Origin of the sequence: Dyella halodurans (genome assembly GCF_026283925.1) — a bacterium.
GTDB lineage: Bacteria > Pseudomonadota > Gammaproteobacteria > Xanthomonadales > Rhodanobacteraceae > Dyella > Dyella halodurans.
In genome coordinates this window covers 443,168-456,519 of record NZ_JAPDPF010000003.1, presented here as the reverse complement: position 1 = coordinate 456,519, position 13,352 = coordinate 443,168, and the positions used below count along the sequence as shown (strand labels likewise).

The window sequence follows — 13,352 nt, the reverse complement described above, 5'->3', positions numbered from 1 at the left end:
CCAACAAAGAGGGTGGACGCCATGAAATCGAAAGGCTTGGTATTGGCTACGGTCGGGATCATCATCGTCGTAGGTTTCATCGTGCAGCGAAGCTACAGTTCGAGCGTGCGTCCGGACAGAAATCCGGACCCCCAGAAGAACGCATTGCCGGCGGATGCGCTGCAGTTCAAACCCATCGATCGTGCCAGCTACGACTTGGGTTTCGCCGCCGGAAAGTCGGCCACAAACGCCGCGCAGAAGCCTGCTGACTGGGTCAGTTATTGGATCGGCTACGGGGAAGAGAAGCGGGCCGAGGGCGATACGCCGCCGCGTACGGGTAGTTTTGCCGACCTGCTCCATGAGGATCAGCGATGCGTTCAGGGCGAAGTTCTGACGCTACGCGAAAGTACCTACGCCAAGACGAAAGACGCTTCAGGAAACACCTTCTTGTGCAACCGATTCACGGTGTTGCCGTCTCACAACTGAGAGGCTAGGTCGATCGAGTCGGTCTTGAAGGCCACTCCGGCCTCGCCTGCACTGGCGGTCGGGGCGCGTTGGCAGGCTTGGAAGGTCCGCTTGCGAGCAGGAGCGGGCCTTGTCCACGCCGGCGCGCTGGCGGCACGATGGGCGCGTTCAGGCGCTGCCGTAACCGTAGTCAGCTGTCCCCGAAATCCGCGCACCCACACTTTGGGTTGTGGTGATGGGTGAGTTCGTATGGGGGAGGCGAAATGAAGACTTTACTGTCATCGCTACACGCCTTGCCGCTTCTCCATGGCCGGCCCATTACCGGGCAATGTGCTCGCAAACCGTGACCCTGCGAAGAGGGTTTTCGTCGTGGTTCTTAGGGCGAGCCTGAAGAGCGTCGTATATTCAACACGCGTGGCGTGACAACCGATAGCGGGAAGCGGCGTGCAAATCGAGCCAGAGGTCTCCTGTCATGCACGAAGGTAGCGCTGATTCACGTAGCCGCGTGTCGCTCGCCGAATGGGCCGAAGCCGGGCGCACGATGGACTATCGAGGGCATGCCATCTTCGTGCGCGTTGCCGGAGCCCCTGGGGCTGAGCCACTCGTGTTGATTCACGGCTTTCCCACCGCCTCCTGGGATTGGGAGGCGCTGTGGTCGAGCCTGGCGCGTCGTTTTCGGGTCTACACGCTGGACATGATCGGCTTTGGCTTCTCGGCGAAGCCCGCAGGCTATGCGTACTCATTGATGGATCAGGCGACCCTCGTTGCATCGTTCCTGGCCAACGAAGGCGTGGAGAAGTACCACTTACTGGCCCATGACTATGGCGACAGCGTGGCGCAGGAACTTTTGGCCCGCCAGCAAGAGTCTGGCCGTGGCCCCAGGCTACGCAGTGCCGCGTTCTTGAACGGTGGCTTGTTCCCGGAGACCCACCGACCGGTGCCCGTCCAGAAGCTGTTGCTTTCTCCGCTCGGTCCCCTGGTCGCCCGAATGACAACGCGTGCAACCGTGGCTCAAAGCATGCGCAAGATCTTTGGGCCGGCGACGCAACCGGATCAGGCACTGATCGATGCGTTCTGGAACCTGATGACGCATAACAACGGCCTTGCCGTCGCGCCCAGGCTGATTCGTTACATCATCGAACGTCGTGAGCATCGCGAACGCTGGGTGGGCGCCATGCAGCATGCCCGGATTCCGCTCAAGCTCATCAATGGCACGGCTGATCCCGTATCCGGCCAGCACATGGCGGCGCGCTATGAGGAGTTGATTCCCCAGCCCGATGTGACGCTGTTGGAAAACGTTGGCCATTACCCTCAAATCGAAGCGCCCGATGCCGTATTGGCTGCGTATCTGGCATTCCGCCAGCGCATCGCCTGACATACGGTCACCTGAAGCGGCGCAGGATCGTGCGCATCGCCATCGAGTGGTCTGTTCAGAGGGTGCCTCACTGCCGGTACGCCGATGGAGCAGGCGTAGTTGTGGTCTGCCATTTCGCCGGATCACGGACGCCAGGCTGGCGAATTTTGTCGATGGCGGTCGCGGGCGACCCAAATAGTCGGCAAAATTCGCACCAATGAAGAACTACGCACTACACAGGACGAGCACTTAGATGACGCTTTCGAAGAGGACTTTTGGTCGTACCGGCTGGCATGTGTCGGAAATCGGCTTTGGGGCATGGGCAATCGGCGGCGCGTGGGGCAGTGTCGCCGAGGACGACGCCAAGGCTGCGCTGAATGCCGCGCTCGATAGCGGTGTTACGTTCATCGACACGGCAGACGTCTATGGCGATGGCCGATCGGAACGCATCATCCGCGACGTGTTGCGGCAACGTGGTGGCGAGCGTCCGATCGTGGCCACCAAGCTCGGTCGCCGGCTCGATCCGCATGTGACGAGCGGCTATACGAACAAGCACGAGCTCGCAGGTTTCATCGACCGCAGCCTCTTGAACCTGGGCGTCGATACGCTCGACCTGGTGCAATTGCACTGCCCGCCGACGGAGGTCTATTACCGCCCCGAGGTGTTCGAGGCGATGGACGAGTTTGTCGCCGCTGGCAAGATTCGCTACTACGGCGTTTCGGTCGAAAAGGTCGAGGAGGCACTGAAGGCGATCGAATATCCCCATGTGGTTTCCGTGCAGATCATCTACAACATGTTCCGCCAGCGCCCTGCCGAGCTGTTCTTCAAGCAGGCGCGAGAGAGGAACGTTGCGGTGATTGCGCGCGTGCCACTCGCGAGCGGCATGCTGACGGGCAAGATGTCGGCGGATTCGGTGTTTCCGTCGGACGACCATCGCGCCTTCAATCGCCACGGCGAGGCGTTCGACGTCGGTGAGACGTTCTCCGGCGTGCCGTATGAGATCGCCTTGAAAGCGGTCGACGAGCTGCGCGGCCTTGTGCCGGTGGACGCTTCCATGGCGCAACTCGCGCTACGCTGGATTCTTATGGAGGACGCGGTCTCCGTCATCATTCCTGGTAGTAAAAGCGCGGCCCAGGCGACGTCAAACGTCGCTGCTGCAAGCCTTGCGCCACTGTCCCATGAGGCCATGCAACACGTCCGCGACGTCTATGAGCGCCATATAGCGCCTCATGTTCACCAGCGCTGGTAAAGCATTTCGGAGCACAGGAAGGGCGGCGCCCCGACTTAACTTAGGTCGGGGTTAGCCGGGAAGATCCTGCCGCGCTTCCGTATTGGGACGACACCCAAGGGATGCTTCGGTTTTCTCAACCCTCGCCACTGGAACCCGTTCCACGACCATCTCCTGTGGGAGTGTGGCGCCGTCGGCTTGATTGTTAGCCTGGGTTACCTGCTACCGGCCCATGTCCAACCTCTCGCAAGAGGCTGATGCGACGACAGAGGGCTCCGCGGATGCCGGAGAATCGTGGAGTTACTTCAGCGCCAGTGCGTGCCCGCGGGGACATGAAGTGCGATGGGGCGTATCATTCGGGGGCGTTAATCGGGCCCAGTGGCTCGATGCCTTTCCGAGACAGCTTTTCGCCGAGCTGGTGGATCTGCCTGCAGTCAACGGCTGTGGAGATGGGAAATGGGCCAGTTCAGCGCTTACGAGTACAGAAAGCTCCCCGGCTTCGACATGAACGCCTTCGAGGGCGCGAATCAGGCGATCCCGATGAAGACGCTCGTGATCCACTGCTTTGATCCCCGGGCGGCCGACATTCCGCTGGCCGTCGCCGCGTATCTTGGCGACGAGGTCTATCCGGGTGAAAACATCCTCGACGAATCCGGTAATCGGGTGGGTCACACCCGGACGCTCTTCGTCGAGACCAATGCGGGTGGACGTGCCGCCTTCGCGCTGGAGTCCGTGGCAGCCATGGACTACATCTTCAGCGTTCAGAATGTCGTCGTGGTGCACCACTCGTTCTGCGGCACGACCACGCTGACGCCCGAGCTTCTCATCAAGAAGTTTCATGACCATCATCGCGCCGATATCGCGACGATGTTCGATCGCGGCAGCCTTGCCATCATGGATTTCGAGGACTCCATCAAGCATGACATCGCCTTGCTTCGTTCAAGCCCGGCGGTGCCGAAGCGCATCAAGCTCTACGGCTTCTTCTACGAGATCAGCACTGGCAAGTTGACCGAGGTGGTGCGGGACATACCTGCTTGGATGTCAACGTAAGTGGGTGACTGCAGCGGCGTGAAGATTCGGTGACTTCACTTCGATCGGCCAGGTGATTCTGCGAAGGTGAGCGCCCACGTACGCTTCCGTCACGCTGCGGACAAGCTGGGTACCTCTAATATCAAGCTCATTCCTGAGGGAAGCGACGCGCGAGCGTAGGTCGACATTCGAACAAGCGAGAGGAGCGTCATGAGCAAAGTATTCGTCAACATTGGACTCAGCCTGGATGGCTACATGGCACCGGAAGGCATGACCATGGGTAAGCCTGAGTACAAGAACTGGGGCGCCAAGTGGGGTGCAATGATGGGCTGGTTGCTCAATCAACAGTACTTTCGCGAAAACCTCCTCAAGCTCGGACCAGGGGGCGAGACCGGTCCGGTCAATGACCTGCTTCGCAGCACCAACGAGCGCATTGGCGCCAACATCATGGGCAAGCGCATGTTCGATCAAGGCGAGCAGGCCTGGCCGGAGGAGGCGCCGTTTCATACCCCGGTATACGTTCTTACCCATGAGCAACGCGACCCGTGGGTGCGCCCCGGTGGCACGACTTTTTACTTCATCAACGAGGGTCCGGAGCGTGCCCTCGAGCTGGCGCGTGAATCCGCCGGCAGTCGTGATGTTCGTATCTCGGGTGGAGCGGATGTGATCCAGCAATACCTGAACCTGGGTGTCGTCGACGAGCTGGAAATTGCCTTGGCGCCCGTGTTGTTCGGCGGCGGACGGCGTCTCTTCGAGAACCTGCGCGAACCGGGGCCGCAGTTTCGCATTGACCGGGTTCTTGATGGACCAGCCGCTACGCACGTGCGTTATGTGCGTCAGTGAGGGCGTCCAACAACCGGCTGCAGCGGGCGAGATTCGAGGAGGTTTTGAGCAGGGACGACACGACTTTAGGTTGCTGTTCACTTCAAAGAGGAAGTGCAACTTAGCCATGTGCGCTTCCGGCCCGAAGCAGACATGTTCGTGTTCGAAGGATCTGGATGCTTGGCATGTATCTGCACTCTTCCACGGGGCGTCGCGGACTTCGGGTGTAAGATCGCCGCGTCTTGGCGGACGCATGAATCCGGGGCGATGCGGCATCACGGCAGCGGCCTCGTACTTGCAGGCGTGGTGAATAGCGATGGCAGACACAGACTCTCGCGTAACCATCCACATGGCGGCGAGCCTTGATGGCTTTGTGGCCCGCAAGGACGGACGTGTCGACTGGATGGAGACTTCAGACGTGTTCGCAGGCGGTCGCACGCTGGATCCGGCGACGATCGAGGCGTTCCTCAAGGCGATCGATTGCTACGTAATGGGATCGCGAACTTATGAAACCGCCTTGAATTTTGAAGCCAAAGGCTTTGGTTGGTCTTATGGCGACAAACCGGTGTTCGTGCTCACGACCCGCGTCCTTCCCAAGAATCGCGACACGGTTCAATTTCACTCGGGCGATCTCGCGGAATTCGTCGATCAGGTGCTACGCCCGGCGTTCCACAGCATCTGGTTCGTCGGTGGCGGTGCCCTTTGCGGCGAATGCCTTCGCCGTGGCTTGGCGGACGAGATTCGCTATTCGATTCTGCCGATCCTGATTGGCGATGGCATTCCCTTCTTCGGCGGGCTCGAAACCGATGTGGCGCTCCATCTGGCAGAGGTGAACGCCTACCGGAGTGGCGTCGTGGAGCTTTGCTACGCGGTGCGGGCTGACCAGTAGATCGCGGGACGGTGCCCACGGGGGATCGCTGGGCGTGCAAGCCCCCGGCTAAGCCGCTTTCGACGGCGGCTTTAGTCGGTCGATGCGCGCGAAGACGGAAACCATGCAGGACGATTTTTCACGCGGCGGCTTGTTCGATCCATGGCAAGTCGACCCCTGTGCGAATGCCAGGGGTCGGCGTGCACTACCGTGAAAGTTGACTCTGACCCCCGCTCTGGAACGTGGGAGTCACGCTGCGCCAGATTCGCTGCCGGCGCCGCGGCGACTTACTCGAGGCCAAGCCAGCGATGGCGTTCCGTCATGGCCAGGGCCAGCTTGGCACTCCGGCGAGCCACACGCTCGCGCTTTTCGCGCTCGGCGCGGATGGTCGGCCAGGCCTCCAGATAGCTTGCCAGTTCGCTGGGATCGCAGACGTAGCGCGCCAGCGCCTCCGGCGTTGCCGAGCGTAGCGCCACGGCGCCGTTGTAACCGCCAAACCCCTGCGTCACGCACAGCGCGCCGCCGTTGGTATTGCCGGACGACGGCTCGGGCTGCAAATGGAAATGACCGGCAATATCGGCGAGGTCCGGGTCCAGTCGGCGCAGCGTCGGTACGCCTGGCGCCGGGCGGCCCAAGACGTACTGCAGCGCCTGAGACATGGCCTTCAGCCCGGTTTCGCCCATGGTATGTCCGTCACCGACGGCCTTGGGCGTACCAACGAAGAGTCGTGGCAGCGGACCTTCAAAGCGCTGGCGCTGCGCCGCGCCATTCAAGCCGGCCCAGGCGGTACCGAGGTCGGTTTTCGAATTGGTGCGCGTACCGGTGGCGTGCGCCGCCAGGTAATGAAAATCGGAGACGCCGTAGCCGTGACCGAGGAAGGCCATGTCGAGCGCCTGGACCAGGGCGTTTTCACCACCGAAGCCGACGCCGGCAAAGTGCGCCTTGCCGCCGGCCTCGGCGCTTTGGCCCCAGCCGACGATGATCGAGGTGATGTCGAGCTGGTTCTTGAGGGCAAACTCCAGCGTCGTGACCAGCAAGCCCGAGCCGCCATGACCGACCACCGTGCCGTCGGCATCGATGTCGAACGGGGCGAGCGAGTCGTGCACGCTGCGCTGCATGCCATCGGTATGGGCGGCATTCTTGGCGGCAAGTTTTTCGCCCGTCATGAGCGCGCCACCGCCGAAAGCCTCGAGAATGCCGTAGCGCGGCTGCAGGGGCGCATCCGCGGCCGTCAGCAGCACCATCTGCGGCTTCTGGAAGCCCGGGTAGTCGAACAGCAGTTGCGGTGCAATGTCCGCCAGCGCAATGAGGCTCGACGCACAGGCACCCACGGCGGTCATCGGCGTCTGCGGCACGCGCATAAAGCCGACATCATCGGACCGCAGCGATTCGCGCAGCGCCGGGTTCTTCAGCACGCGGCTGATGCTGTAGGACGGAGCCAGCATGGTCGATACCAGGGCCGGCCCATGTGAGCCCAGCGAATGGGCCAGGCGAACGGCGAAGGTATCCTTGGGAACGCCGCTTTCAGGCAAGGGCGCATCCGGTCGCAACCACTGCCCCAGCGCTTCCATGCCGCCAAACGCAGTGGCCGAGACGACGCGGAAGCCGAACGGATTGGGTACGAGTTCAGACAGTGAGCGCGGCAGTCCGGCCAGCGCGCCGAGCGCGCCATAGGCAAAAAGCTGCGACTGCAAGGACGGACTGAGCAGCGGGTCGTCCTGAAAGAGCCCATGCATGTCCTTCAGGCCCGAGCCACGGATATCGTCGTAGCGCAGGCCGGCCAGCCTGCGCAAGCCTACCGTCTCCAGGTCGTGTGGCAGCGGGGCCGCAATATCGGTGACCACGCGCGGCGCCAGTTCACGAACGCCCGCGACGTGACGAATGCCTGAGTTCGCACGCAAGGCATCGCCATGCAGCTGCGCCAGTTCTTGCGATGTCACGGACTCGCCCGCTTGCGCACCCGAGGCCCAGCGCATGGCATGTGCTGCGCTTTCCGCGTTGGGGTCGACGTCGACAAGGCCGGCGTCGAACGCGGCCAACGGCAAAAACTCCTCGGTCCCCGCCACCAGGGCTTGGTAGGTTTCCGTGGAGCCGACCGCGGAAATCGTGCAGGCCGTGCCGATGGTGACTAAAACCTGGTTGCTTCGAATCATGCTCTTGGAAGGAAGTGCTTGGAAACAGGAACTATATACGCAGCCGTACCTCAAGGTCAGGGACATTTAGGGTCCGGGGGATGGAAAAGGGTGAATACCCCCGCGTATTTCCTGGATTATGCTGGCGCGCGACGGCGATCCGCCGGGTGGCGGGGCCGCGATCACAGGCACGGATGGGGCCCAAATCGGGCGGCAGCCAGGGTTCGCCGTAGCTCCGGGAATCGAGGATAGGGACATGACCGCATTCATCGCGTTATTGCGCGCCGTCAACGTGGGAGGCACCGGCAAGCTTCCCATGAGCGAGCTCAAGGCCATGTGTGAGGATGCCGGGTTCGAGCATGTCCGCACCTATATCGCCAGTGGCAACGTCGTGTTCAGCAGCAAGAAGACGGCGGCACAGGTGCAGGTGGCCATCGAAAGCCGCCTCCATCGCTACGCCGGGAAGGCGGTTGCCGTACACGTGCGTACGGCGGCCGAGATGGCTGCGGTGGCAGCAGCCAATCCTTTTCCGAAGGCGGCGCCCAACCGGGTCATGGCGATCTTTATCGACGCCGCACCGCCCGCCGATACGCTCAAGACCATCACCGGGGTCAACGGCGAAGTGGTCAAGCTGGGCAAGCGCGAAATCTATGTCCACTACGGTGACGGCATGGCCGATTCCAAGTTGAAGATCCCGGCTGCCAAGACCGGCACGGCGCGCAATATGAACACGGTGGTCAAGCTGGCGGAGATGGCTGCCAAGAGCAAGGGCGGCAAGGACAGCTAGTTCAAGGATGTCACTGGACGGTCCTCCTTCTTGCAAACAGGGGGCAGGGCGCACCTTTCCCGCAATCGACCGCTGTCCCCCCAATTTACGCGGCTTTTTCAAGCACACACTCAGCCGCACAGTAGCCTGGCTACGGCATGCCTGTGGCAGCCTGTTGGACGGGCACGGCTGTCTGCTTCATTAGGGCAGCAACGGCGCTCGCTACCGCCTGCGGCTGATCCAGTTGAATGTCGTGTGAGGCGTGATCGACGACGATTCGCTGGTGACGCGTCGTGGTGGCGAGGATTTGCGCCTGGGTTTTGTCCCTGGCCGCCTCGAGCGTTTTGCGAATATCCGCGGGGGCGTCGGCATAGGTGTCGGCGGCGGTCAGTACGATCATGGGCGTCGAGCCATGCGTTTCCGTGGCCGCCACGGGCTGCCGGTAAACCACCACGTTGTCCTCGAGCTCCGACTTCAGCGTGCGCCAGAACGCCGGTTTGTATTTGTAGGCGGCAATCGCCGCATTCACCTTTGCACCGGCAAGTGGATTGGCGCCGGCCACGCAACGCGCGAGTGCAGGTGGTGGTGACGCCAGTTGATGCTTCTCCGCACCCGCTTCGCATTGGCTTATGAAGGCAAACCGTTGCGCGCTCATCTCCTCCTCCTGCTTCGCCCAGTCCGGCGCGACGGCGGCGATGTCCTGCGCGGGAGGATCGATCAGAACCATGCCACTGACATCGGCCGGGTACCGGTCGGCATAGAGCCGGACAATATTGCTTCCCCTGGAGTGCCCCACCATCACCAGCGGCGCATGCAGGTCGGCTTGCTGGATCAGTGCGTGCAGATCCGCGACATCGGCATCGAGGTTTCGTGGCAGCGGACCTTCATCGCTGAAGCCGTAACCCGCCCGATCGTATGAACAGACCTTGCTGGATGCCGCCAACAGCGGCTGCAGCCTGAACCAGGTGGTGGTGTCGGCACGTGAGCCAGCCTCAAGGAGTACGGTCTGCTCGCCATGGCCCTCACAGCGAAGGTTCAACTTGCGACCAGGCGCTATGGTGACGAGTGTTCCTGCTTGCGCATAGCTATCTGGAATGCGCTGCAACACCGAAATATCGGCCGATCCTCCGGCCTGTACGCCACCTGCCAAGACCATCCCCAACACTGCACAACCTGCCTTCAATCGATTCCCTTTCAAGGCCGTACCCTCAATGAGCCGCAGCTCCGCGAGCTGCCTGGCGTGCGTTCTCATCGACTCGAGGATTGGGGAAAAAGTTCTCGGTCTTCGCCAGCCGACGGCAGGCGTGGTGAAGCTTGGCCGCTGAATGATTGGCGTATTCCAGGCTTTTGGCCAGGCAGGGACCGGAGTGCGCTTTTCATGTATTCGGCGAAATCAGCGTTGAAGCGCAGGTGCTTTGCGCCGGAAAAACCTATCGGCAGACCCATGCGGGGCGACTCGTCGCGGAGCGCGCAAAGATCAACTTGCTGCGCGAATCACTCGACACGCTGGCGGCATACCGGGCCTTTCAGCAAGAACCGTTGACGAGGCCTTCACTGTTGGCGCGTTCGGCACGACGCCAACAGGGCGCCGGTGCCGCCTGCGCCTTGCGGACCCAATAAGGGGGCAAGACGGGACAGGTAGCGTCATTCGCCCTCACGTGCCAGCGCTGTGGTTGCGGGAAGGTCATCCTGACCCCATGCTTTGCCCTTGTATTCCCGGCTATGTGAGCGAACCGATGACGTCTGATACCCCCTTTCCGATTGGCACGCCCGGACAGCCCTGGGGTAGTGCGGAAGTCGCCCTCTGGCTGTCGCGGCAGACCCGCAAGCGCAGTTATGCAGCGGATGTGCTGAGCGTGATCGAGCGCCTGCGCGAGCGCTTTGAGGTCGAGACGTACGGTCGTCTGGATTACCAGGACGACAGTTACCCGCTGCTGGCCATCAAGAGTCGCGACTGGCGTGACGACCTTCCCGTTGCACTGGTGACGGGCGGCGTGCATGGCTATGAAACCAGCGGCGTGCACGGGGCTTTGCAGTTTATCGAGCAGCATGCGGCGGCCTATGCGGGCCGGGTCAACCTGCTGGTGGCGCCCTGCGTGAGCCCCTGGGCCTATGAGCGGATTCATCGCTGGAACGCCAACGCGCTGGATCCGAACCGCTCATTTCGTGACAACAGTCCGGCGCAGGAGTCGGCTGCGCTGCTGCGGCTGATCGCTCCGTTGCGCGATCGCGTGCTGGTGCATATCGATTTGCATGAGACCACCGATAGCGACGAGTCCGAGTTCCGCCCGGCGTTGGCTGCCCGCGATGGCGTGCCCTACGTACCGGGCGAGGTCCCCGACGGCTTCTACGTGGTCGATGACAGCGCGCATCCGCAGCCGGCATTCCAGAAGGCGGTGATTGCGGCGGTGGAGAAAGTCACCCACATCGCCCCGGCCGATAGCCATGGCGAGATCATCGGCTCGCCCATGGTCGCGCCAGGCGTCATCGAGTATCCGCTCACCCAGCTCGGTCTCTGCGCCGGCATCACCGGTGCGCCGTACAAGACCACCACCGAGGTCTATCCCGACAGCCCCCGAGCCAGTGCCGAGCAATGCAATACCGCACAGGCGACGGCGGTATGTGCAGCGATCGATTTTGCGTTGGCAAACATCGGTAGCAACTAGCAGCCGGGTGAGCGATGCGAAGCCGGAAGTTTCCGTGATCGGGCTCGATGGCTTCGGCTCGAAGGGCACGCGTGCTCACCTTCGCCGTTTGTAATGGATCAGCCGAACCATCGGCATCAAGCACGCGCTACGTCGGATCCTTGTCGTAGCGCGTGATATCGGCGGGCAATTGCACCCATGCATGCCGCCGGCACTCATAGACCGAGTCGCGAGGGGCGGGAAAGCCTGGATCGGCAAAGGCGCCTACCGCCACCGACACGGATCGATCGTCGCCCTCTTCGGTGTGAAACACCGTGCTGCCGCAGACCGGGCAAAACCTGAAGCGAAACCTGGAACCCTGGTCGCCTGTGCGCACGTATTCCGTGGCAGTGCCGGTGACCGTAAACGGGGGCCGGTACGCGGCGAGTGCGGCAAACACGCTACCCGTGCGTTGCTGGCAGGCCAGGCAGTGGCAGACGCCAACGCCCAGGGGCTCTCCCTGAACCTCGATGCGCAGTTGCCCGCAGGTACAGGAGGCGGTTTTGCTCGACATAAGTCACCTCGGTTTCGACGACACCGGCATGCTCGTCGGCCACTATGCCACTGAAAACGGCGCCAGGTTGAGCCGGGCGCCGTGCTTGCGGGCTGGTCGGGAGCAGTCTGCGATGGTCGCCCGAGGTCGGGTGTGTGCCTCGCTTACGACTTCAGCTCCGCCTTCAATGCATCTGTCTGCTTGGGGAACCAGGGGCCGCTGTCGGCAACCGCCGCATCTGCCACCTTCGTCGCCTCTGCCGTCCGGTGCAGGGCTTTCAGCGCCTTGACCTGCTGGGTGGCGACTGCGAGCCGATTGGCGCCGTAAGCCTTGGTCGCGGCCTGCGCGAGATAAGGCAGCGCGGCTTCCGGCTTGCCGGCTTCGAGCAGGCTGCGGCCATAGCGGTAGCTGTAGACGTAATCGTCAGGATACGCGGCGATCAGCTTGCGCTGGAAGACATCGAGTTCGTCGGTGCGCTTTGCCCGTGCCAGGTAGACGCGCAGGTTGTCGGCCAGGTTGCGGTCGCGGGTGACATCGTCGCCCAGGCCTTGCCTGGCGAGCTTGATCGCACGATCCAGTACGCCGGCTTCGGCGGCATGATCACCGAGTGCCGCATCCAGGTTCGCGCTGGCCAGCACGGCGCTGCGTTGGTCGACGCAGGTGGGTTTGGCGGTGAGGACTTGCGCGTTGAGGTAGTGGTCGAGCGGCTGGCGCTGCGGCGCCAGCAGGGCCGTGCGTTGCGCCGCGCCCAGGCGTTTGCTCGCGTCCAGCAAGGCGTCGAGCACATAGGGACGCTCGCATCCGATCGGCCCGGCCAAGACGCGTTGAGCACTGGCGATGACGGCCTCATCGTCGTTGGCGGCCTGCGCTTTCGCCAGGCCCAGTTGGCCCAGTGCCAGCGCGACCCTCGGGTTCTTTCCCGCCGCGTCGCGAACAGGGGCGGACAACGAGGCAAACCACTGCAGGCCTTCCTCGCCTTCGTCGCGTGCCTTGTAGGCGCCCAGTACGCCGGCAACTGCATCGACCGAGCCGCTGGCGGCCTTGGCCTTGAGCGTATCCAGCGACCGGCCGTTCGCGATGATGGCGTTGATCTGCGGATAGAACTTTTCGCGCGGCTGCTCGGCGGCGATGCGTCCCAGCTCGTTGCCGTGCTCGTCCAACACCACATAGCTGGGCAGGAAGGAGACCTTTAGTTTCTTCAGCCACGCCTGGCCGTCCGGTGAGTCGGCATCCGCCTCGACCACGATGGCCTTGTGCTCCACGGCGTCCCACGCGGGCCCGTTGAGTACATGGCTGGCCATGTAGTAGCAGGAGTAGCACCACACCGCGTGGAAATCGATCAGCACCGGACGATGCTGCTGGCCCGCTGCCTGGATCGCATCGGCGATGCTGTTGGTTTCCTTGCTTTCGCCGGCGTGTAGCGATGCGCCCAGCAGCGTCAGCGCGGCGACGAGGACGGTCTTGATGAATCGGGAAGCCGTTTGCATGGTCGTGTGCCTCTATCGGCGGCGGGTTGAGATCAAGAACGAAGG

12 protein-coding genes are annotated in these 13,352 nt (G+C 62.6%); 8 read left to right on the top strand and 4 right to left on the bottom strand.

Going from position 1 to position 13,352, the window contains the following annotated elements; translation table 11 throughout:
* The first annotated feature begins 21 nt into the window (after positions 1-21).
* From OUZ49_RS08760 to OUZ49_RS08735, 6 genes are all read left to right on the top strand, one after another.
* Positions 22-465 carry a hypothetical protein gene (locus OUZ49_RS08760; RefSeq protein ID WP_266149965.1) on the top strand — a complete coding sequence of 148 codons (444 nt, stop codon included), beginning with the start codon at positions 22-24 and terminating at the stop codon, positions 463-465.
* A 451-nt stretch (positions 466-916) separates the two neighbouring features.
* Positions 917-1,819 carry an alpha/beta fold hydrolase gene (locus tag OUZ49_RS08755; protein WP_266149964.1) on the top strand — a complete coding sequence of 301 codons (903 nt, stop codon included), beginning with the start codon at positions 917-919 and terminating at the stop codon, positions 1,817-1,819.
* A 232-nt stretch (positions 1,820-2,051) separates the two neighbouring features.
* Entirely contained in the window at positions 2,052-3,047 is a 996-nt protein-coding gene (locus OUZ49_RS08750) for an aldo/keto reductase (protein ID WP_266149963.1), read from the top strand.
* A gap of 435 nt (positions 3,048-3,482) precedes the next feature.
* Positions 3,483-4,076 (top strand): carbonic anhydrase, encoded by a 594-nt coding sequence (locus tag OUZ49_RS08745; RefSeq protein ID WP_266149962.1) that lies wholly within the window; start codon positions 3,483-3,485, stop codon positions 4,074-4,076.
* 189 nt (positions 4,077-4,265) lie between these two features.
* On the top strand, positions 4,266-4,898 hold the full coding sequence (locus tag OUZ49_RS08740; RefSeq protein WP_266149961.1) for a dihydrofolate reductase family protein: 633 nt from the start codon (positions 4,266-4,268) through the stop codon (positions 4,896-4,898).
* Between the two features lie 295 nt (positions 4,899-5,193).
* Positions 5,194-5,766, top strand: coding sequence for a dihydrofolate reductase family protein (locus OUZ49_RS08735; protein WP_266149960.1), 573 nt, complete (start codon positions 5,194-5,196; stop codon positions 5,764-5,766).
* Positions 5,767-6,032: 266 nt separating this feature from the next.
* On the opposite strand, the gene OUZ49_RS08730 is transcribed toward OUZ49_RS08735, so the two are convergent.
* Positions 6,033-7,898 (bottom strand): beta-ketoacyl-[acyl-carrier-protein] synthase family protein, encoded by a 1,866-nt coding sequence (locus OUZ49_RS08730; RefSeq protein WP_266149959.1) that lies wholly within the window; start codon positions 7,896-7,898, stop codon positions 6,033-6,035.
* Between the two features lie 235 nt (positions 7,899-8,133).
* Between OUZ49_RS08730 and OUZ49_RS08725 the strand changes: the two genes are divergently transcribed.
* The gene (locus tag OUZ49_RS08725; RefSeq protein WP_266149958.1) at positions 8,134-8,664 is read left to right on the top strand and encodes a DUF1697 domain-containing protein; all 531 of its coding nucleotides are present in this window, start codon (positions 8,134-8,136) and stop codon (positions 8,662-8,664) included.
* Positions 8,665-8,794: 130 nt separating this feature from the next.
* On the opposite strand, the gene OUZ49_RS08720 is transcribed toward OUZ49_RS08725, so the two are convergent.
* The gene (locus tag OUZ49_RS08720; protein ID WP_266149957.1) at positions 8,795-9,895 is read right to left on the bottom strand and encodes an alpha/beta hydrolase; all 1,101 of its coding nucleotides are present in this window, start codon (positions 9,893-9,895) and stop codon (positions 8,795-8,797) included.
* 484 nt (positions 9,896-10,379) lie between these two features.
* Here OUZ49_RS08720 and OUZ49_RS08715 point away from each other — a divergent pair, with 484 nt between their 5' ends.
* The gene (locus OUZ49_RS08715; RefSeq protein WP_266149956.1) at positions 10,380-11,309 is read left to right on the top strand and encodes a M14 family metallopeptidase; all 930 of its coding nucleotides are present in this window, start codon (positions 10,380-10,382) and stop codon (positions 11,307-11,309) included.
* Positions 11,310-11,436: 127 nt separating this feature from the next.
* Here the strand turns inward: OUZ49_RS08715 and OUZ49_RS08710 are convergent, their stop codons facing one another.
* Entirely contained in the window at positions 11,437-11,841 is a 405-nt protein-coding gene (locus OUZ49_RS08710) for a GFA family protein (RefSeq protein ID WP_266149955.1), read from the bottom strand.
* 143 nt (positions 11,842-11,984) lie between these two features.
* Positions 11,985-13,307 (bottom strand): thioredoxin family protein, encoded by a 1,323-nt coding sequence (locus OUZ49_RS08705; protein WP_266149954.1) that lies wholly within the window; start codon positions 13,305-13,307, stop codon positions 11,985-11,987.
* Positions 13,308-13,352: the final 45 nt, after the last annotated feature.

What these genes read in the sequence shown, in the direction of transcription:
- OUZ49_RS08760 (WP_266149965.1), top strand. Translation starts at nt 22, where the DNA reads ATGAAATCGAAAGGCTTGGTATTGGCTACGGTCGGGATCATCATCGTC.
- OUZ49_RS08755 (WP_266149964.1), top strand. Translation starts at nt 917, where the DNA reads ATGCACGAAGGTAGCGCTGATTCACGTAGCCGCGTGTCGCTCGCCGAA.
- OUZ49_RS08750 (WP_266149963.1), top strand. Translation starts at nt 2,052, where the DNA reads ATGACGCTTTCGAAGAGGACTTTTGGTCGTACCGGCTGGCATGTGTCG.
- OUZ49_RS08745 (WP_266149962.1), top strand. Translation starts at nt 3,483, where the DNA reads ATGGGCCAGTTCAGCGCTTACGAGTACAGAAAGCTCCCCGGCTTCGAC.
- OUZ49_RS08740 (WP_266149961.1), top strand. Translation starts at nt 4,266, where the DNA reads ATGAGCAAAGTATTCGTCAACATTGGACTCAGCCTGGATGGCTACATG.
- OUZ49_RS08735 (WP_266149960.1), top strand. Translation starts at nt 5,194, where the DNA reads ATGGCAGACACAGACTCTCGCGTAACCATCCACATGGCGGCGAGCCTT.
- OUZ49_RS08730 (WP_266149959.1), bottom strand. Translation starts at nt 7,898, where the DNA reads ATGATTCGAAGCAACCAGGTTTTAGTCACCATCGGCACGGCCTGCACG.
- OUZ49_RS08725 (WP_266149958.1), top strand. Translation starts at nt 8,134, where the DNA reads ATGACCGCATTCATCGCGTTATTGCGCGCCGTCAACGTGGGAGGCACC.
- OUZ49_RS08720 (WP_266149957.1), bottom strand. Translation starts at nt 9,895, where the DNA reads ATGAGAACGCACGCCAGGCAGCTCGCGGAGCTGCGGCTCATTGAGGGT.
- OUZ49_RS08715 (WP_266149956.1), top strand. Translation starts at nt 10,380, where the DNA reads ATGACGTCTGATACCCCCTTTCCGATTGGCACGCCCGGACAGCCCTGG.
- OUZ49_RS08710 (WP_266149955.1), bottom strand. Translation starts at nt 11,841, where the DNA reads ATGTCGAGCAAAACCGCCTCCTGTACCTGCGGGCAACTGCGCATCGAG.
- OUZ49_RS08705 (WP_266149954.1), bottom strand. Translation starts at nt 13,307, where the DNA reads ATGCAAACGGCTTCCCGATTCATCAAGACCGTCCTCGTCGCCGCGCTG.